General features: G+C 50.4%; 20 protein-coding genes. 7 read left to right on the top strand and 13 right to left on the bottom strand.

Translation table 11 applies throughout. The annotated features are described in order from the left end of the window. Positions 1–15: 15 nt before the first annotated feature. Positions 16–1455 (top strand): DUF294 nucleotidyltransferase-like domain-containing protein, encoded by a 1440-nt coding sequence (locus DESRU_RS05030; protein ID WP_013841036.1) that lies wholly within the window; start codon positions 16–18, stop codon positions 1453–1455. A gap of 91 nt (positions 1456–1546) precedes the next feature. On the opposite strand, the gene DESRU_RS05025 is transcribed toward DESRU_RS05030, so the two are convergent. Genes DESRU_RS05025 through DESRU_RS05015 form a run of 4 tightly spaced genes read right to left on the bottom strand, consistent with a single transcriptional unit; the run spans position 1547 to position 4865 of the window. Beyond that, positions 1547–2248, bottom strand: a complete 702-nt coding sequence (locus DESRU_RS05025) for a 3'-5' exonuclease (protein ID WP_013841035.1) — start codon at positions 2246–2248, stop codon at positions 1547–1549. Positions 2249–2260: 12 nt separating this feature from the next. Beyond that, positions 2261–2428, bottom strand: a complete 168-nt coding sequence (locus DESRU_RS20725) for a hypothetical protein (protein ID WP_013841034.1) — start codon at positions 2426–2428, stop codon at positions 2261–2263. Between the two features lie 23 nt (positions 2429–2451). Further along, on the bottom strand, positions 2452–4494 hold the full coding sequence (locus tag DESRU_RS05020; protein ID WP_013841033.1) for a sodium/solute symporter: 2043 nt from the start codon (positions 4492–4494) through the stop codon (positions 2452–2454). After that, positions 4491–4865: a DUF485 domain-containing protein gene (locus tag DESRU_RS05015; protein ID WP_013841032.1), complete on the bottom strand. Its 375-nt coding sequence runs from the start codon at positions 4863–4865 to the stop codon at positions 4491–4493. Before DESRU_RS05015 ends, DESRU_RS05020 begins: the two co-directional genes overlap by 4 nt. Positions 4866–5338: 473 nt before the next feature. Here DESRU_RS05015 and DESRU_RS21450 point away from each other — a divergent pair, with 473 nt between their 5' ends. After that, positions 5339–5461, top strand: coding sequence for a hypothetical protein (locus DESRU_RS21450; protein WP_013841031.1), 123 nt, complete (start codon positions 5339–5341; stop codon positions 5459–5461). On the opposite strand, the gene DESRU_RS05010 is transcribed toward DESRU_RS21450, so the two are convergent. Together DESRU_RS05010 and DESRU_RS05005 are read right to left on the bottom strand one after the other, a co-directional pair. Beyond that, the gene (locus tag DESRU_RS05010) at positions 5458–8415 is read right to left on the bottom strand and encodes an AAA family ATPase (protein WP_013841030.1); all 2958 of its coding nucleotides are present in this window, start codon (positions 8413–8415) and stop codon (positions 5458–5460) included. The genes DESRU_RS21450 and DESRU_RS05010 overlap by 4 nt on opposite strands. Then, a complete protein-coding gene (locus DESRU_RS05005; RefSeq protein WP_013841029.1) occupies positions 8416–9783 on the bottom strand; it encodes a metallophosphoesterase family protein in 1368 nt (455 codons plus the stop codon). Between the two features lie 175 nt (positions 9784–9958). Between DESRU_RS05005 and DESRU_RS05000 the strand changes: the two genes are divergently transcribed. The 5 genes from DESRU_RS05000 (at position 9959) to DESRU_RS04980 (ending at position 13038) form a co-directional block, all read left to right on the top strand. Beyond that, positions 9959–10252, top strand: coding sequence for a hypothetical protein (locus tag DESRU_RS05000; protein WP_013841028.1), 294 nt, complete (start codon positions 9959–9961; stop codon positions 10250–10252). 106 nt (positions 10253–10358) lie between these two features. After that, positions 10359–10646: an ArsR/SmtB family transcription factor gene (locus tag DESRU_RS04995; RefSeq protein WP_013841027.1), complete on the top strand. Its 288-nt coding sequence runs from the start codon at positions 10359–10361 to the stop codon at positions 10644–10646. 3 nt (positions 10647–10649) lie between these two features. Continuing rightward, positions 10650–12311: an FAD-dependent oxidoreductase gene (locus tag DESRU_RS04990; protein ID WP_013841026.1), complete on the top strand. Its 1662-nt coding sequence runs from the start codon at positions 10650–10652 to the stop codon at positions 12309–12311. Between the two features lie 20 nt (positions 12312–12331). Further along, complete coding sequence (locus DESRU_RS04985) at positions 12332–12556, top strand: sulfurtransferase TusA family protein (protein ID WP_013841025.1); 225 nt, start codon at positions 12332–12334, stop codon at positions 12554–12556. A 14-nt stretch (positions 12557–12570) separates the two neighbouring features. Continuing rightward, a complete protein-coding gene (locus DESRU_RS04980) occupies positions 12571–13038 on the top strand; it encodes a DsrE/DsrF/DrsH-like family protein (RefSeq protein WP_013841024.1) in 468 nt (155 codons plus the stop codon). 249 nt (positions 13039–13287) lie between these two features. Here the strand turns inward: DESRU_RS04980 and DESRU_RS04975 are convergent, their stop codons facing one another. The 7 genes from DESRU_RS04975 to DESRU_RS04945 all read right to left on the bottom strand — a co-directional run bounded on the left by DESRU_RS04975 (position 13288) and on the right by DESRU_RS04945 (position 18191). Beyond that, on the bottom strand, positions 13288–14052 hold the full coding sequence (locus tag DESRU_RS04975; protein WP_013841023.1) for an amino acid ABC transporter ATP-binding protein: 765 nt from the start codon (positions 14050–14052) through the stop codon (positions 13288–13290). Between the two features lie 12 nt (positions 14053–14064). Beyond that, on the bottom strand, positions 14065–14736 hold the full coding sequence (locus DESRU_RS04970; protein ID WP_013841022.1) for an amino acid ABC transporter permease: 672 nt from the start codon (positions 14734–14736) through the stop codon (positions 14065–14067). A gap of 37 nt (positions 14737–14773) precedes the next feature. Continuing rightward, positions 14774–15571, bottom strand: coding sequence for an amino acid ABC transporter substrate-binding protein (locus DESRU_RS04965; protein ID WP_013841021.1), 798 nt, complete (start codon positions 15569–15571; stop codon positions 14774–14776). A 189-nt stretch (positions 15572–15760) separates the two neighbouring features. Continuing rightward, a complete protein-coding gene (locus tag DESRU_RS04960) occupies positions 15761–15988 on the bottom strand; it encodes a DUF378 domain-containing protein (protein ID WP_013841020.1) in 228 nt (75 codons plus the stop codon). Between the two features lie 82 nt (positions 15989–16070). Further along, the gene (locus DESRU_RS04955; protein ID WP_013841019.1) at positions 16071–16274 is read right to left on the bottom strand and encodes a DUF3006 domain-containing protein; all 204 of its coding nucleotides are present in this window, start codon (positions 16272–16274) and stop codon (positions 16071–16073) included. Continuing rightward, positions 16271–17347, bottom strand: a complete 1077-nt coding sequence (locus tag DESRU_RS04950) for a ComEC/Rec2 family competence protein (protein ID WP_013841018.1) — start codon at positions 17345–17347, stop codon at positions 16271–16273. Before DESRU_RS04950 ends, DESRU_RS04955 begins: the two co-directional genes overlap by 4 nt. A gap of 109 nt (positions 17348–17456) precedes the next feature. Then, positions 17457–18191, bottom strand: coding sequence for an N-acetylmuramoyl-L-alanine amidase family protein (locus DESRU_RS04945; RefSeq protein ID WP_013841017.1), 735 nt, complete (start codon positions 18189–18191; stop codon positions 17457–17459). Between the last annotated feature and the right edge of the window lie 37 nt (positions 18192–18228).

The raw sequence follows: 18228 nt of genomic DNA, 5'->3' as shown, positions 1-18228 counted from the left end.
CACCGGGAGGTGTTTATGGTGAACCGTCGTATCGATACATTCATGTCCCGGCCTGTCATTACCTGTCGCCCCACAGACCCGGTAAGCCAAGTGGCCAACATCATGATTCGCCGGAACATCAGCGCCGTCATGGTTGTTAACGACCACAACGAGCCGGTAGGAACCATTACGGAAAAAGGCCTGGTGAAAAAATTAATTGCCGTGCCCCGAGATATGGGAAGCTGTACTGCAGAAACCGTCATGGAAGCCAAAATGATCACCCTCCCCCCTTCAGCCTTTCTTTATGAGGCCCTGCTGGCTGTCATCAAGGAAGGAGTAAAACACCTGACCGTGGTGGAAGAGGGAAAACTAGTGGGTATCGTCACCCTGATGGACCTGGTGAAAACCCGCAGTACCGGTACTCTCTGGGTAGCCCGCACCATTGAATCTCAAGACACACTGGCCGGGCTGCAGGAAGCCGGCCGGGAGGTAGATCTGCTGCTTAGCGCCCTGATTGCAGAGAGAGCGCCGGTCCCTGTTCTTTTTGAAATCATGTCTGAAATGCACCGGCGTCTAACCCGGCAGATCATCACGCTCTGTGAAAAGGATATGGAAAGGGAGGGTTACGGCCCTCCCCCGGTGCCTTATAACTGGCTTGACCTGGGCAGTGCCGGACGAAAGGAACAAACCCTGCGCACCGATCAGGATAATGCCATGGTTTATGCCGACCCGCCGGGGGATAAAGCCGCTGCCGCCGCTGAATATTTCCTGCTCCTGGGTGAAAAAGTGGTGGAAGGATTAGCCCAATGCGGCTTTACCAAATGCAGGGGAAAGATTATGGCTGCCAATCCCAAGTGGTGCCGGTCCCTTTCGGATTGGCAGAAAACCATCGACCACTGGGGAGGGCGGCTGAGCTCTTCTGAAGTACGGGACTTAACCATCTTTCTTGACTTTCGTCCCCTGAACGGCCCTTCTTTTCTGACACAGGCTTTGTGGGAACAAATCTTCCGGTCTTTAGGAGCCGGCTCTCCGGCCTCCCACAGGTTAACCGGAGATGAGCTTCAACACCATCCCCCCCTGGGCTTGGGCAAACGTTTTATCACCGAGAAATCCGGTCCTCACCGGGATGAGATTAATTTGAAAACAGCCGCCGCCCTGCACATCGTCAACTGCCTGCGCATTTTTGCCCTTCATTATGGTATTACCGAAACCTCCACCCTGGGCAGGCTGCAGCAGTTAGCTGCATTGAAAGCCATTGATCGGGACGAGTCCGAATATATTCAAGATGCCTTTGAAGCCATTATGAGCTTCCGCATAAGGGAAAATCTGCGCAAGTTCCGTTGCGGCCTGGAACCCGATGATTCCATTAAACCTCACCAGTTAAGCCGCCGGGAGCAGGATGTTCTGCGCAGCGGCCTCTCGGTGATTGTTCGGCTGCAAAAACAAACCGGCAAATATTTTAATATGCCCCGGTAAGACCATCGGCCTGCAGCCCGGATACCATTGAACAGACGGCATGCCGGTGAGCATGCCGTCTGTTTCCTATTGGACAAAGGACAATCGATTTTTAAAACAGCCTGCAGTAAGATAAGAAATCGGCCAAATCCTGAAGGGTATGAACTCTCTTTTGCTCAAGATGTGCCAGCATCGCCTGCAGCAATCGCGCAGCCATGACCGCATCCCCAAGGGCGGTATGGCGTCCCTCCACCGGAACACCATAGTCCTGAGCCAAGTCTTCCAGGCTGCGCTGCCGGCAGTTGGGATAGAGCAGCCGGGCCAGGACAAAGACATCTAAACTATGGGCCGCACAAAAAGGTTCTCTTCCATGATCCTGTAGTTCGGCATTAAGAAAGGCTAAATCAAACCCCACATTAAAGCCGGTGATAATGCCCCCTTGGGCAAAATCAAGAAATTCCGGCAGAACCTCCTGCAGCAGGGGTTGCTCCAACAGCATGGGACCGCTGAGGCCCGTGATATCGGCGGCCAGGGAAGGTACGTCTCTCTGAGGATTAACCAAGGTGTTGAAATATTCCGGGTTTATTTCCCCTTTTTCCAAACGCACTGCGGCCAGGGACATAATCCGGTCCCCATTCCAGTGCATCAGACCGGTGGTCTCACAGTCCAATACCAGAAAACGCTGTTCCCGCAAAGGCACCTCGGGATCCCAGGCACCAAAACGTCCCCCGGTCCGTTGCGGCGAAACCCGCTCCACAGCCGTCCCCCTGCTCAGAGAGCGAATATATTGGAATAAAAGGCTTACGGCCACCATCCCCCTCCCCCTTTACCAGCGGGGCCAGAAGACGGCCATACCCGCTCCCAGCAGTACCGCCAGGCCAAAGCCGGCTGTTACGGACAGCAGGGCGGCTTCCACCGCAGACCCCACCATGATTAAAAACGCCAGATAAGAACTGTAGAGGAAAAAACCCCTCCAGCGAGTCTTCGCAGCCATATTAATCCCTCCTAACGGTTTGCTTAATGGGCGCCTGCCGGTGTCTGCTTGGATTCTTCCTTAATGTATTCATCCCGCAACCCCAATTCTTCAGGTGCATGCAGCACCAGCATTTTGTACCCCGCATCCTTGGGCACTCCCCCCGGAGTCAGTAAGGAAACAATAAAAATGAGGCTTAGGGACAGGGGAACGGCCCAAATGGCGGGCTGTTCCGCCAGGGAACGGATGACCGGATGGGCTGCGTAATAGGCGTTTAGGGCCGGAATCACCTTTTTATCCGCCAGCATAACCGATACAATGGCCAGCAGGGCTAAAATTCCCCCTCCCAGCATCCCGGCGGCCGCACCGGCAACGCTGGTCCGCCGCCACCATACGCTTACAATCAGCATGGGGAAATAGGAAGCCGCAGCAATGGCAAAGGCCCACCCCACCATCATGTTAATATCAAAATTCTCAACCACGGTGCCAAGCAGTACGGCCATGATTCCGCCGGCGGCGGCCGCCACCCGGAAGGCGGTCAGACGTTGGCCCGGAGAAGCCTGGGGATTGATCATATTGCCGTAAATGTCATGGGCCAGCGCCCCGGTAATGGATACCAGCAGCCCTGAAAAAGTAGTCATAAATCCCGCAAAGGCTCCGGCTGAAGTAATCCCGGCCAGCAGATCCCCCAGGTAAGGGAAGGTGCCGTTTAATAAACGCGGCAGCATCAGCACCACCGAGTCGGTGCTGAAGGCCCCCCCGGTAACGGCGTAAAGTTGCGGTACCAGGTTTCGGCCCAAAGCGCCCCACATGGGCGGAAACAGATAGAAGCAGCCCAGCAATATAATGACCCAGAAAGCCGTCCGCTTAGCCGTTTGGCCGTCCGGATTGGTGTAAAATCGCACCAGGATATGGGGAAGGCCCGCCGTACCGCAGATGATGGCCAGGATCAGTGAATAGGTGTACAGCAGCGGGTGTCCATATTTATCGGTAAAGGGACCATAGGGTTCAATCCAGGCTCTATCCGGGGGAGCATTGGGTACGATCTCGCCCTTGGCATAAAAAATTTGTACGCTTTCCTGATTATCCACAGGATATACCGTCATTTTGACCGGTACGGTTTTTCCGCTGCCGGATACCGCCATGGGGTCTGCCACCGTAACCAAACTGCCCGCCGGAAATTGATACAGGGTCACCTTTTTGCCCGCCATTTCCCGAGTATATTTTTGCTGGGGCAGTCCGGATAGCACCAGATTCTCCGGTAAAATGGAGCCGCTTCCCTTTTCCAGGGGCTTGGCGGTGGTAATGGCCACTTGGGCTCCGTTCACAAAGGTGGCCTGAGCGGCAGCCGGAAAAGTAATTTCGTTGGCCGGCGCCGTGGGCTTGTAGACTATGGTGCTGTCCTCCGTAAACCGGGGCAGCTTGTTTCCTTCTTCACCGGTGCTGCCAATCTGAGCCATATGACCGGGGTAGCCCCCCAGCACCGAAAAAAGAATAAACAGGGGAAGGGAAATGGCAAACATTTTGATCCAGTATTGAAAGGCCTGCACAAAGGTAATTCCTTTCATTCCTCCCAGGGATACATTAAAAGTAATCACCGCGCCAACTAAAAGGACTCCTACCCAATAAGGAGTGTGCAGAATATTAACCAGGGCCACCCCGGCCCCTTTCATCTGAGGCATGGTGTAAAACAACCCAATAATCAGCACGAAGATTACCGCAATTTTACGAAAAAGAGGGCTGGAAAAACGCCCCTCGGCAAAATCCGGAATGGTATAGGCGCCAAAACGCCGCAGGGGGCTGGCAATGAAAAGCAACAAAAACAGATAGCCGGCTGCATAAAGGGTGGGATACCATAGTACATCATAGCCAAATTTCATAACCATGCCGGCGATGCCCATAAAGGAAGCTGCTGAAAGGTATTCCCCGGAAACAGCGGCGGAATTTAAAGATACGCTGACTGAGCGGGAAGCCACGTAGAGGTCCGCCGCGCTGCGTACCGACCGCTGAACATAAAATCCTAAACCAATGGTACCGACCACCAGCAGTGTTACAAAGGCAAATGGAATCCAGGCAATCTCACTCACGACCTTCCCTCCCTTTTAAGACCCACAACCCGTTGGGCAATGAGATATTCCAGCTTTAATGAACGCTTTACATAAATGTAGGCCACCGCCCAGGTAAGGGGATAGAAAAGAACCCCCAGAAACAGCCAGCTCAGGGTAAAACCAAAGAGACGAGCATTGGCCAGTTCCGGCAAATAAAAATTAAATAAAGGCAAACCCAAAAGAATGATAATAAAGATGGCAAAGAGTCCTAAACTCAATCGAAGTTGCTGGGACATAATCAGTGCTAAATATTCCTGGCTGTGAACATCCATGGTCCTTGGGTTTTCTACGGGTCCCGCCCCGGAACAGCCAACCCCTGGGGTTGCATCGGTTCCTCTGATCTTTTCCATCAACCATCACCTCGCTTTTTTTGGTGATGTAATTATAGCCGCCAACTCTTGACCTTCCCATTCATTTTCGGTCAAATGCCATATTCGGGCGTTTAACGCATCTCTTGGCAGCAGGCCCCGGATCATGGATAAAAACATTATTTACGCCGGCGCCAATGGCACAGGCACACCGCCAACGGCCATAACCGGGGGGTAATTTACATAACAACCCTCCGCTTTCCTTTCACCCCTGTTCCCCGGTCATTGCCGGGTCTAGAGAACCGTTGGAAATACAACGAATACAAGGTTATGGATCTTAAATCATCAGGGCACCGGAATGACCGGTGCCCTGATAACCATAGTGAAAAGGCACCGGAGGCCGGTGCCTTTTCATCATCATATTTTAATTATTCTTCGTCTATTTTTAACCGCGAAATCCTCATTTATTAACAATTTTGCTGTAAAACGAATATAAAAGCAGAGGAGGATGAACCGTGGGATTAATAAAGTCTGTTGAAAACCTGCAGCAAATTAATAAAGAATTAAAAACCAAGATCACCGAATTTAATTTGGCCTTTACCAAATTATTAAACCTGATTCATTCAGCAACCCGCTAAATTCTGGTTCCTTCCAGAGGAGAATAATCCAGCTTCACCGCATATTCAACTTTGTCATCAAAGGCCTGGTCGTGGGAAACCAAAAGCAGTTGTTCAAACCGGCATTCCTCCTGGGAACTGGCAATGGCCTCGGCCAGCAGTTCCCGGCCCTCCACATCCAACCCGTAGGTGGGTTCGTCGAAGGCGCAGAACCCCGCTGAAGAAAATTCTTTCACCAAAGCCAACTGCATGGCCAAGGCCGCCTTCATCTGCTGACCTCCGGAAAGACTGGCAAACCTTTTCTCTCCCGACACGGTGGTTAAACTTAAGCTGTAATCCCCGGACCGCCAGCTAAACTGAGAGGCATCCCGGGTCATGGCGTTGTAAATATTCTGAGCCCGGGCCGCCACCCGGGAAGTGAGGCTCCTGGCCACTAATTCCTGAGAATTTTTTAAAATTTGCCGGGCTTTCTCGATTATTTTTTCCTGGGCCTGCAGGCGGGCCCGTTCCCCCATTTGTTTTGCCCGCAGTTGATTCAGCTTGTTTAAAATCTGCACGCGGTTTTGCTGTTCTTGCAAAATTCTTTGGGCGTCCTTTTGCTTACTTTTGGCCTCTCCCAGCAGGAGATTGGCCCGGGCCAACTCCTCTTTGGCTCCTAGGTGCTCCTCTTCGCTGTAGCGGTCCTGTTCCTCCTGCAGCCTTTGTTCCGCTTCCGTCCGTTGCAGCTTTACCTGTTCCAGAGCTTTTAGGTTATTTTGCAGGGCTTGGCTGTATGCATTGAACCTTTCCGCAGCAGGCAGGTTTTGCAGATACCGGGTGTATCCCGGCTGATACTCTGCTTTCCTCCGGTCGTTCTCAACCCCTTGGGCGTCTAAGTGTTCATATTCCTGAAGATTCTTGAGCCGCTCCTTTATCTTTTGCCCCAGTTCCTCCAGGTTTTGTTGAAGAGTCATAACCCTTTTTTCAGCCCCTTCGGCACTTTGCAGCAAGGTCTGAATGTCCTGGGTCAGGGATTTTAAAGCCCGTTCCTCCCCGGCCAGTTCTTTGGCCTGGGCAACCCGCAGGGTTGCCGCATCCTGTGCCCCTTTGATTAAATCCTCTACTATGGGAAACCACTGCTGATAGTACCCATACAGCTTCAATTGCCTTGCTTTCATGGATTCGACCAAGGTCCGGCAGCTCTCCACCGTGGACACCTTGATTTCCTCCAGCCCCGGGATGGGAGGAATCTCCGGCGGCAGACCCTGTATTTCTAAACCCAGTCTTTCAGCGGCTGCCCTGGCCGGGGCGTCCTCCATTTGCCGAGCCAGACCGAAAATATTGCTGGCCAACTGCCGTTCCTGAGCCAGCTTTGCCACTTGTTTTTTCTCGGCCTCCAGCCAAAGATCCAGTTCTTTTTTGCATCCTTGGCTGTTTAACCTGTGCCGGTCAAATTCTTCGGTCACCTGTTTTACCGTATCCTTTAAATGGGCTAAATCCTCTTTGGCCTTATCCGGATTGAACTGATTGCACGCGGTCCCCAGCAAGGGGCACATTCCCGAAGAAAGTTCCTTTAATTGTTTTTCCAGGCCGATTTGATCCTGACAGATCCGCTCCAGCCTGCTCCGACAATCCTCTTCAGCTTTTTCAGCCCGTTTCAGGGCCTCCCTGGCGGTTGTCACCCGGGAGTCCATTTGATCATCCAGGGAACTGTAGACGGTCTCCAGTTCAGCCATTTGATCAATGGCCTGCTTGTTCAGGGTGGTCATGGCCTTCAGCCACTCCACCACCTGAATCAAGGCATTTTTCATCTCCTCCGCCCGCTGGCTGAGTTTTTTGACCTCCGTTTCTCCTGTCCTGTGCCGGTCCCGCTCCCGGGTCCAGGTTTGCCACCGGGAGACATATTCCTTGTTTTTTGCTTCGGCCTGCCCCCGGTCCTTGGCCGCTGCGCTGCCGGCAGCTTCCATCTCCCGGGTTAAACCGGTTTCCTCCCGCTCCAGGGCAGCCAATTCCTTTAGCAGCCGGTCCCGGGATTGGCGCTTTTCTTCCAGCAGGGTCCTTTGTTTTTCCACCTCCAGAAAAGCCCGGTAATGTTCCTGCCATTGCTCCAGCGTCTCTTGAGCCTGCCGGGCCTCCGCAACTCTGGCCCGGGCCACCTCTACCTCAGCCTGGCATCCCTCCATCCGGCCCCGGATTTGGGTGACTTCTAACCGGGTTTTTTGCAGACGGTTCAGTTGTTCATCCAACTGTTTTACCACCACGGAAGTTTTATGTAGACTTCGCTGGCACTGCAGCACCATTTCTTCCCAATGAGCCGCCTCCTTAATCCCTTCCTCCAGCCGCAGCGGAGCGTCCTGAAGCTGGGCCATTTGTCCTTCCAGTCCGCTGATTTCAGTAAGCAGGGTATGGATGTCCTGGCGAATCTGGTCCGCGGGTTCTTTCAACTGGTCAAAACACTGCCGGAAGATATCCACGTCCAGTAAAGGGTCAAAGTGATTTTTTGCCTCCCCGGGCTTCAAATCAAAGGGAAGAGTAAAGCGGCCCTGTTTTACGCCCAACAGGCTGTAATAAACCTCCGGCAATCGTTCAGGCCGGTCCACTCCGGCAAGCTTGGCCAAAAATTCCCGGACTTCCTTATCTCCTTCAGCCTCAATAAAGTGATCGTCTTCCCGCACCACTTTCCAGCGGCGGCCTCCGTTGCCCAGGTCCCGTTCCACCCGGTAGAGGCAATCCTGCCCCCACACCCACAGATCAATTTCTCCGGATTTTGAGCCGTTTCTGAGCAAGTAGGTATTCCTGGCCATTCTGGCATTCCCCATCACGGGATCGGCATCAAAAAGCACATACCCAACGGCCTCGATAATGGTGCTTTTGCCAACGCCGTTTTTACCGGCAATTTGATTGACCCCCGGCTCCAGGGAAATAAAAATTCCCTGGCCCTGGTCTCCCTCACCGTAACTTTTAATATTTTTCAAGCGGATTTTTTGTATCCACATTTAAACTTCCCTCCTGTCCCGGGCAGCGGCCACCACCGCTTCGGGCTGCACCAGCTCCTCGGTTTGGGACAGCAGCCGGGATACCAGCGGACTGCATTCCAGCCTTTCCCTTATCTCCTGAACAGAGGCCCGGTTCCGAACATCTTCTTTTAATTGATAAAAAAACCGGGCCAGCTCACCGGCCTCCCCTTCCAGTCCCGGAAGGGGCTGGTTGGCAACCAGTTCTTCAATGGCCGCAAGCTCTAAGGCCTCCCGGGAGGGAGGCCCCTCTGGACCCTCATGACTGCTGCTTTCGGCACGGGTCGGTTGGAGCGCTCCGGAATGGACCTCCACTGCTTGCAAGGGAATCTTCTCCTCCAGGTATTGAGCCAGTGCTTCGGTGTCCAGCCGGATGCGCCCCAGATTAACCGCCCCGGTCAGTTCCAGCCGCAGGGCTGCCTCCGGTTCCATATCTTTACTCCTTACAGCCGCCTCGATATCTTCCTTTATTCCTTCCATGGCCCGCTTGATTTTATTTCCGTGAGGGGAACAGTCATAGCGCAGGGTATAAATTTTCCGTCTGGGCAGAGAGCGGATTTCCACCTTAAGCAGCGGTTCCGGCAGGGCAGGATCCATTTCCAGCACCGCCATTCCCCGGGGCTGTCCGTCATACCGGCACTCTTCCAGGCGCACATGTTCCGGTGAGCCCGGGTTAACGGCCCATCCTCCGTGCATCATCGGTTTGTGAATATGTCCCAGGGCCAGATAATCCACCCGCTCATGGAGAAATTCCAGGTTTTCTTTGGAGAACCCCCCGCCCTCCTGCACGATGTAGTCCGGTCCGGCGTGCAATAGCATGATCACCGCTGCCACTTCTTTCCGGTCCCAGCGGGCCATTTCCTCGGCAATCAGCCGGGCTCTCCGGATGGTCCCGGCCCCCAGATAAGCCGAACCGACGATGCGGACGCCTTTAAAATCATAGTAAGAACCCTGCCGGCTCTGCAAATCCCAGGGAGTCAGCACCGGACCTTCCGGAGTAAAGGGGATGGATAAAAGGTGAAGTATGCCGGCATCGCTTAAATAGCGGACCCAACTGATGGATTCCCCGGTCACCGTGGCCCGGTCGTGGTTTCCCTCTACGGCAAAAACCGGAATACCCGCTTCCTGCAAAGGCCGCAGGCAAGCGGTTGCCTGCTGTAAAAAGGGCGGCTGAATATTAGGCGAGTCAAAGAGATCTCCGGCAATGAGCAGCGCATCGGCCCCGGTATCCAGCGTGTAATTTACGATATAGGCAAAGGCCCGGGCAAAATCGGAATCAGGCAGTTTACCGCCCAGGCGCTGTCTTCCCAAATGAATATCCGAACAGTGAACAAATTTTAAAAGGGACATGGTCATTCCTCCGTGACATTTTCTGGTTCAATTATAACCAACCCTGCCGGGTAATACCAGTTTGCCTTTGGGACAACCCTTTTATTAAATTGGACCAAAATGAAGAAGATGCAGGATATTCGAAAGCTTTTTTCCCTTTTGGGGGAATACTATGCCCAAAAAGGAGGGATCCGCCTTGCGTAAAGCACGAAGTCTAGCCAGCCTGGAAGAATTGGACCGGAATGTACTTCTTTTTGTAAAAGAACATGCCTCTCCGGACGGCATGCTGATTTATCCCCTCCGGGAAATGGGAAAAAATCTGGGCTATTCCGAACTGGAGGTAAACCAGGCCCTGAGAAATTTAGAAAGCTTGAAACTTTTGGATTACCGGGAGGGGGAACACCCTGAAGATCCCAATATGATTATCTATAAAGAGGAGTGGCTGGATATTTTCACTCAGGTCCAGGAGCAGGGAACCGTGATCGATTAAACCGACTGCTAAAAAATAATGGCTTTATCAATAAATCATTCTTGACCCTATAATCGTATTATTGTAATATTTAAATAAGTTGATAATAAACTTTGCGGAGGGCCCTATGGCACAAGTTCATAAGTTTGAAGCCCCGGCAGAACTCTTAAAGGCCCTTGCTCATCCAACCCGGCTATGTATTGTGGAGGGTTTAATGGGGGGCCAGTGCAACGTCAGTAAAATCCAGGCCTGCCTGGATATACCCCAGTCCACGGTATCCCAGCAGTTATCCATTCTGCGGGCCAAGGGAATTATCGAAGGACGGCGCCAGGGTACGGAAGTGGTTTACTCGGTGGTCAATGAAAAGGTAAAAAAAATTGTCAGGGTCTTGCTGGAAGACCCGGAAGGAGTATGAGTTATGAGTCATCCTGCTTTATTGGTTATTGGTGGCGTGGCCGCGGGAACCAAGGCGGCCGTGAAGGCCAAGAGGGAAAATCCCCACTGGCAGGTTACCATCCTGACCCGGGATCAGCATATTTCTTACGCCGGCTGCGGATTGCCTTATTATCTAAGCGGCGTCATCGACGAGGAACGGGAACTGCTGGTCCGCTCCCCGGAAGATTTCAAATCGAACTATGATATTGATATCTTGATCCGCCATGAGGTGGCCGATATTTTACCCGACCAAAAGCGGGTGCTGGCTGAGGATTTGGCTACCGGGGAACGCAAGGAATACCCTTACGATAAATTAATTATTGCCACCGGCGCCTACCCGGTACTTCCCCCCATTCCCAACATTCAATTAGCCAATATTTATACGCTGCGTAAGGTCACCGACGGCAGCTTTATCCGCCAATTGATTGACCGGGGAAACGTTAAGCAGGCAGTGGTTATCGGCGGCGGGCTCATCGGCCTGGAGGTGGCTGAAAACCTTGCCCACCGGGGCATTAAAACGGTGATCGTTGAACTGGCGGATCATGTTTTAGCCCCCTTTGACCCGGAGATGGCCTTAAAAATCCAGTCTCACTTAATTGAGCAGGGTGTGGAACTGAGACTTGGCAGCAAGGTGACCGGTTTCCTTGATCAAGGACAGGGTAAAGTCGCCGCGGTAGAAACCAGTGCAGGAAATATTCCGGCGGATCTGGTGGTGGTATCCACCGGTATTCGTCCCAATGTTGAGCTGGCCGCCCGGGCAGGCGTTGCTCTGGGCTCCACGGGCGCCATCCAGGTCAATGCTCATATGCAGACCAATCTTCCGGACATTTATGCGGTGGGGGATTGTGCGGAAGTCACTCATCTGGTCTCCAACCAAGCCGCCTGGATGCCCATGGGTTCCATTGCCAATAAGGCCGGCAGGGTCGCCGGCGCCAACGCCGTGGGCGAAAACCGGGCCTCTTTACCCGGCGCCCTGGGCACCGCCATTGTAAAAGTGTTTAAGATGGCCGCGGGCAAAACCGGTCTTACCGAAAAGGAGGCCCGTTCCCAGGGCTACAATATTGAAACCGTACTGGTTCCCTCCCTGGATAAAGCGCATTATTACCCGGGAAGCCGCCAACTCCTGGTTAAGCTGGTGGCGGAAAAGTCCTCCCATCGGTTGTTGGGAGGTCAGGTTGTGGGAGAGGGCGCCATTGATAAGACCGTGGATATCCTGGCCACGGCCATTAGCTTAAAGGCCCGGGTTGAGGACTTAAGCGCCATGGATTTAGCTTATGCGCCCCCCTTTTCTTCCGCCATGGGTCCCACCATCCTGGCGGCCAATGTTATGTTAAACAAGTTAACCGGTAAATTTCGGGGGGTGTCGCCCTTTGCACTGGCGGACCGGCTGGCTGCCGGAGCCTCTATCATTGATGTGAGGTCGCCGGAGGAATATATTCTTTACAGCATTCCCGGTTCCACCTCTATTCCAGGCGAACGCTTAACGGAAAGGCTGAAGGACCGTCCCCGGAGTGAGGAAATTATTCTGATCTGCAAGGTCGGTTTGCGGGCTTATGTGGCCAGCCTGAAATTAAAAAACATGGGCTTTACCAACGTCTCTATACTGGATGGCGGTATTGTGGGCTACCCCTTTGAACTACAATAAAATCAGGGAGGTTGCTTTATATGGCTGAGATTACGATTAACGCCCGGGGCCTTCAGTGTCCGGGACCCATTGTGCAGTTGTTTAAAGCCTACAAAGAAGCGGACAGCGGAGACACCCTAATTATTGAGGTAACGGATCCGGGTTTTAAGAAAGATGTCCACGTCTGGGCCCAAAAGACCCATTGCCAGATCCTTTCCCTGGAAGAACAGGACGGCGTTATCCGAGCAGTGATGCAAAAAGAGTAAGGGGGCATGTCCCATTGAAAAAAACCATTATCGTCTTTAGCGGCGACCTGGACAAAGCCATGGCCTCTTTCATTATTGCCAACGGCGCGGCAGCCATGGGCGACGAGGTCACTTTGTTCTTTACCTTTTGGGGATTGAACATTTTGCGCAAACCGGAGTATATGCCGGGTAAAAAGTCTTTCATGGAAAAAATGTTTGGTTGGATGATGCCCAAGGGACCGGAAAAACTGGGGATTTCCAAAATGAACTTTGGTGGCTTGGGGGCCATCCTGATGAAAAGCATTATGAAACAAAAAAAGGTTGAAAGCCTGCAAAATTTAATGGCCACAGCCACCACCCTGGGAGTAAAATTGATTGCCTGCACCATGTCCATGGAGGTCATGGGCTTTCGGCCCGAGGAGTTAATCGACGGCTTGGAGTTTGCAGGAGTGGCCACTTATCTGGGCGAAGCGGATAGCGCCAATGTAAACCTATTTATTTAACAAAGATAAAAATCGCAAAACGCCTTAGAATAGAGCCTCAAAGAACAGGTAGATAAGCCAGTGAACAACCGGGCTATAAGAAATAGAACGCGGATTGAACGGATGATACGGATTTACGCGGATATAAAAAATTATAAAATCCGCGAGAATCCGTGGAAATCCGAAAAATCCGCGTTCTATTCTTTTTTTATGTTTGGAAAACCAAAAGGCTGCGCAATTCAATCATTTAGGGTTCTTTTTGCACATTATTTATTCTGCTCCCAATCGCTTCAGGAACAATTTGGTTCTTTCCTGCTGCGGATTATTGACCAGGTCAAAGGCCTTGCCCTGCTCTACAATCACGCCGCCGTCCATAAAGATGATATGATCGGCCACTTCTCTGGCAAAGTCCATCTCATGGGTAACAATCACCATGGTCATATGCTTGCCGGCCAGCTCCCGAATCACTTTAAGAATCTCGCCCGTCAGCTCCGGGTCCAAGGCGCTGGTAGGTTCATCAAAAAATAAAACATCGGGCTGCAGGGCCAGTGCCCGCGCTATGGAAACACGCTGCTGCTGACCGCCGGACAATTGATAGGGGTAGGCCTCCGCTTTATCTTCTAAGCCCATTTGCCGCAGTAAATCAAGAGCGGTTTCCAGGGCCTGCTCCTTCCTTTGGCCGGCTACATGAATGGGTGCTTCGGTAATATTCCTCAGCACTGAAAAATGGGGAAACAAATTAAAGTTTTGAAAAACCAGACCAAAATAGGAGCGGATTTTCTTCAATTGCGCCGGCTCAGAATAGACCGCTTGTCCATTTCTGTTATTGACGACCATGGGTTCCCCTTTATAGTAGATACTGCCGGAATCCACTCTTTCCAGCAATGTGGCACAACGAAGCAAAGTGGACTTTCCTGAGCCGGAAGGTCCGATAATGGCCAGCACTTGTCCCTTTTTTACGGTCAGAGAAATATCTTTTAATACCTCTAACTCTTCGAAGGATTTACGGATATTTTTTATCTCAAGTAAATTCATGGTTTTATGCCCCTATTTAAAATAATTCATTCGTTTCTCAAAGCCTTCCATGATCCATGCCACCACATAATTCATAATGTAATAAAATACTCCGGCCACAATAAAGGGAAGAACGGATACTTGTGAGGACGCCAGGGCCTTTGCCGCAGTAAACATCTCTCCCACAGAGATAACCGTTGCCAGGGAGGTGTCTTTGACCAGCGTAATCACTTCGTTGGTTATGGCCGGCAATATCCGTTTGATAACCTGTGGCAAAATAATCCGGAAAAAGGTCTGTACTCTGCCAAATCCCAGTACCTGCGCTGCCTCATATTGTCCGGCGGGCATTGACTCGATGCCTCCACGAAATATCTCTGCAAAATAGGCGGCGTAATTCAGTACAAAACCGATTAAAACAGCATAAAATCTGTATTCGCTGCTGATGGATACCTCAAAAATATAGTAAGGTCCAAAGTAAACCATCATCAGTTGCAGCATCAGCGGCGTACCGCGCATAATCGAAATATAGATCTTAATGATCCAGCGCAAAAATGGATTTTTTGACATTCGGCCAAATGCCACTAGTAATCCTAGTGGCATTGACAGAACCAATGTTAAGATAAAAATTTCTACCGTGGTGAATAATCCCGCAGTCAACTGACTAAGGATGGCCGACATTTCATCGGATAAAAAACCGTTTCCCATGACCTATTAGCACTCCCGTATTTTTCCTGGCTGCAATTTATTTGCCAATTGTTGTAATATCTTTACCAAACCATGAATCTGAGATTTCTGCAAGCTTGCCGTCTTTGGCCATTTCAATCAATGCAGCCTCTACTTTATCACGTAATTCCTTATTGCCTAACTTAAAGCCTACGCCAAACTCCTCAGCGCCGATGGATTCATCTAGTACTTTGTAATTGGCGCCCTTTTTCTCAATGGTATACCGGGCAACAATTTCATCCATCACCACCGCATCCACCGCTCCTGACTCCAGTTCCATCAAAGCATTTAAATTCGTTGGTGTTTTCACCAGAGATTTTAAGGAATTCTTAAATTCCGCATTGCCATCAATGGCTGTCAAGGCGCTGGAATCGTCCTGGACCCCTACAATCTTTCCTGCCAGGTCGGATAATTTGGTCACATTGGAATCGGCAAGTACCACAACAATCTGGTTATTATTCATATAGGGTTTTGTCCACTCATATTCCCTTTCGCGTCCGTTGATTGTAAACCCATTCCAGACGCAGTCAATATTTCCGGAATCCAGTTCCATATTTTTTGCATTCCAGTCAATTGGTTGAAGTTTTAATTCAAGACCCAAGCGGGTGGCCACTTCTTTGGCCAGATCAAGGTCAAAGCCTGTATAAGAACCGTCTTCAGCCACAAAGCCCATGGGGGGAAATTCTTTATCAAACCCCACTGTAAAAGTGGCTTTTTCTGGAGCGGAATTGCCCGATGAATCATTATTGTTCCCGCATCCAGTAAACAATGATAATGCCATCATCACCATAAAACTAAGAATAACATACCTTCTCATATTAATACCCTCCCATTAATAATATTCTTTATGATTGTTATTATATATTGCTCTAGGTCAACATTGTAATATATTACTCTAGTAAAGTAAAGGTTGTTTTCTATTTATAGCATCATAATAAAAAATGTACCTTTTTTATACTTCAAGGTACATAGAAATAAAATAAGCCCCGGCCGGGGCTTATTTTATTTAGTGTTTTTCTTCTGCAGGAGCTTTGTCACGGAACAAGGTTGGGATCAGTACAATGCCGGACAAACCTACCAGACTGTAGATAATCCTGCTCAAAAGAGAGGATTCCCGCATCGAGCTGCCGCCCAGGAGGGCTGCAACCAGGTCGTAGCTGAATAAACCAACCAACAACCAGTTCAGCGCCCCAATAATCACCAGTACCATGGCGACTCTTGTCAGCATTTCCACTTACAATCAACTCCTCGTAAAAATTATGAGTACGAGGATATTATTACCAGTTATTGTGATTCTAATACATTCAAGATCAAATTTACTTAAAGACGTCGTTAATCAGAGTTTCAATTTCTTCTTCCGCCTCTGCCGTTGCATCGGGATCAAAGCTGAAAAAGAACTGTACCACGGACCCCTCTTTTACCTCTTCGGGCAAAAAATCTCTTGGAACATTCCACATTAAAGATCCTTCCACTTCCAAAACAGCCCATTCTTCTTCAAAACGATCCACAATGGCCCTCATCTTTTCGCCCTCCTAAAACCAGCCTCTTTGGCCTCCCGCTCGGTTTTAAACCATTGCTCGGCTTTGGTCTGTTCATAGTTTACCTGGCCGGGTAAATGATAGATTTTATCTCCATTATTGTTAATATTGCCTTTAATTAAACCTTTCCCTGTGTTATCTACATATATTTTTTCACCCTGAATCTCCTGATCGGCAGGGAGTTTAGGAGCGGGCCGGCTCTCTTTTATATCAATATTTTTTCCATCGGAAACCACTTTAATGGTTCTTGACTCTGCCGTTTGATAAACCTTAATCCCACTCTGCCGGAGTCTTTCCAGTGTTTCCCGGTGAGGATGCCCGTAATCGTTTTCCTTGGCCACGGAAATAATGGCTGTTTTCGGAGAAACCGCTTTTAAAAAGGCATCGCTGGTGGACGAACGGCTGCCGTGATGAGCAACTTTCAGTAAATCGGCCTTCAGGTCATAGCCTTTTTGAAGTATTTCCTGTTCGGATAATTCTTCCGCATCTCCGGCTAAGAGAAACCGGGTATCTCCAAAGGTTATTTTACAAACAATGCTGTAATTATTGAGCTCTTTATATTTTGAACTATTGGGGGCCAGCAGTTCAACCTTGGCCTGACCCAATTGGAAGCTCTGACCTCCGCCGGCTGCAACCGCTTTGATTTGCTTTTCCTTCAGGGCGGCAAGAACATCCCTGTAGGTTTTGGTAGTATGGGTTACCCGGGGCAAATAGACCTCACCCACATCAAAGCGCTTAATGGCAACATCCAAGCCTCCCACATGATCTTCATGGGGGTGCGTGCCCATCACCACATCCAGTTTGCCAATGCCTTGATCCTGCAGGTATTTGACCACCAGTTCCCCATCATTATTATTTCCTGCGTCAATTAACATATTGGCTTCTCCTGTGGTAACCAGTATGGCATCCGCTTGTCCCACATCGATAAAATGAAGCTGTAGAGATCCGTCATCCTTTCCCTTTATTTCAGACCGGGTTGTTACTTCCGCCCTTTCACCACACCCTGCTGTAATTAAGATGATCAGTGTGCATAAAGCAAAGATGAATTTTTTCAAGTTGCCGTCTCCTCTTCTGTTGTTCTTGAATATTATACCATTCCCTCTTCCAGGAACAATATCATTTGCCACAGACGCTCCGGCAGATAAATTGCTTTACCTGAGCCCTCTAATTTCCCTCTTCAACAAATTCTTTGATCCCTTGACTGATGGCCAGGGCTAATTGATGCTGGTAGGCCGGATCCTGAAGCTTATTGCGGTCCTCCGCATTACACAACCACCCGGTTTCAACGATGACTGCCGGTATATTAAGATGATCAAATAGGTAAAATTCTTCGGCCTTCGGCTCCTTGGCCGGGGTTGCGGCGACTTCGTTTAACTGCTGCTGTATGGCCTCGGCCAGCCTTAAACTAGCCTTATTTTGCGGCGAATAATAGATTTCCGGTCCCTTGTTCCGGCCGACTCCGGAATTTACATGGATGCTGATAAAAATACTTCCTCCCCACCGGTGGGCGGCTGCAATTCTCTGATTAAGGTCATATCGTTCCGCCCTTTTGCTGTAAACACCCTGTGAGGTAAAATCCATATCCTTTTCCCTAGTAAGGCGCACTTGAAATCCCTGGTCAGGCGTAAGTTTTTTCATTTCTTTAGCAATGGCCAGGTTAATATCCTTTTCCATAACCCCCTCCCGGCAGGCCCCGGGATCGGTCCCGCCGTGGCCGGGATCAACGATCACCACCGGCCCCTGGAGAGGCTTCTTCTGAGGTCCAACCGAAGCATGACCGCTGCTGGGAGACAAGTCTTTGATTCTAAAGGCTAGAAATAACGGCACTACCAGCAACAGCAGTAGCCCGATGTAAAGGGCTTTGGATTTTTTATTTTGATGAAATCCCTTTAAAGCCATCTTAATCCCTTCATTGAATGCATTTTTAATTCCTCTT

Origin of the sequence: Desulforamulus ruminis DSM 2154, assembly GCF_000215085.1 — a bacterium.
Classification (GTDB): Bacteria; Bacillota; Desulfotomaculia; order Desulfotomaculales; family Desulfotomaculaceae; genus Desulfotomaculum; species Desulfotomaculum ruminis.
This window is presented reverse-complemented; position numbering and strand designations above follow the sequence as displayed.

Excerpts from the sequence above, each read along its gene's own strand:
- DESRU_RS05030 (WP_013841036.1), top strand. The coding sequence starts at position 16 with ATGGTGAACCGTCGTATCGATACATTCATGTCCCGGCCTGTCATTACC.
- DESRU_RS05025 (WP_013841035.1), bottom strand. The coding sequence starts at position 2,248 with ATGGTGGCCGTAAGCCTTTTATTCCAATATATTCGCTCTCTGAGCAGG.
- DESRU_RS20725 (WP_013841034.1), bottom strand. The coding sequence starts at position 2,428 with ATGGCTGCGAAGACTCGCTGGAGGGGTTTTTTCCTCTACAGTTCTTAT.
- DESRU_RS05015 (WP_013841032.1), bottom strand. The coding sequence starts at position 4,865 with ATGGAAAAGATCAGAGGAACCGATGCAACCCCAGGGGTTGGCTGTTCC.
- DESRU_RS05010 (WP_013841030.1), bottom strand. The coding sequence starts at position 8,415 with ATGTGGATACAAAAAATCCGCTTGAAAAATATTAAAAGTTACGGTGAG.
- DESRU_RS05005 (WP_013841029.1), bottom strand. The coding sequence starts at position 9,783 with ATGTCCCTTTTAAAATTTGTTCACTGTTCGGATATTCATTTGGGAAGA.
- DESRU_RS04995 (WP_013841027.1), top strand. The coding sequence starts at position 10,359 with ATGGCACAAGTTCATAAGTTTGAAGCCCCGGCAGAACTCTTAAAGGCC.
- DESRU_RS04990 (WP_013841026.1), top strand. The coding sequence starts at position 10,650 with ATGAGTCATCCTGCTTTATTGGTTATTGGTGGCGTGGCCGCGGGAACC.
- DESRU_RS04985 (WP_013841025.1), top strand. The coding sequence starts at position 12,332 with ATGGCTGAGATTACGATTAACGCCCGGGGCCTTCAGTGTCCGGGACCC.
- DESRU_RS04975 (WP_013841023.1), bottom strand. The coding sequence starts at position 14,052 with ATGAATTTACTTGAGATAAAAAATATCCGTAAATCCTTCGAAGAGTTA.
- DESRU_RS04970 (WP_013841022.1), bottom strand. The coding sequence starts at position 14,736 with ATGGGAAACGGTTTTTTATCCGATGAAATGTCGGCCATCCTTAGTCAG.
- DESRU_RS04965 (WP_013841021.1), bottom strand. The coding sequence starts at position 15,571 with ATGAGAAGGTATGTTATTCTTAGTTTTATGGTGATGATGGCATTATCA.
- DESRU_RS04955 (WP_013841019.1), bottom strand. The coding sequence starts at position 16,274 with ATGAGGGCCATTGTGGATCGTTTTGAAGAAGAATGGGCTGTTTTGGAA.
- DESRU_RS04945 (WP_013841017.1), bottom strand. The coding sequence starts at position 18,191 with ATGGCTTTAAAGGGATTTCATCAAAATAAAAAATCCAAAGCCCTTTAC.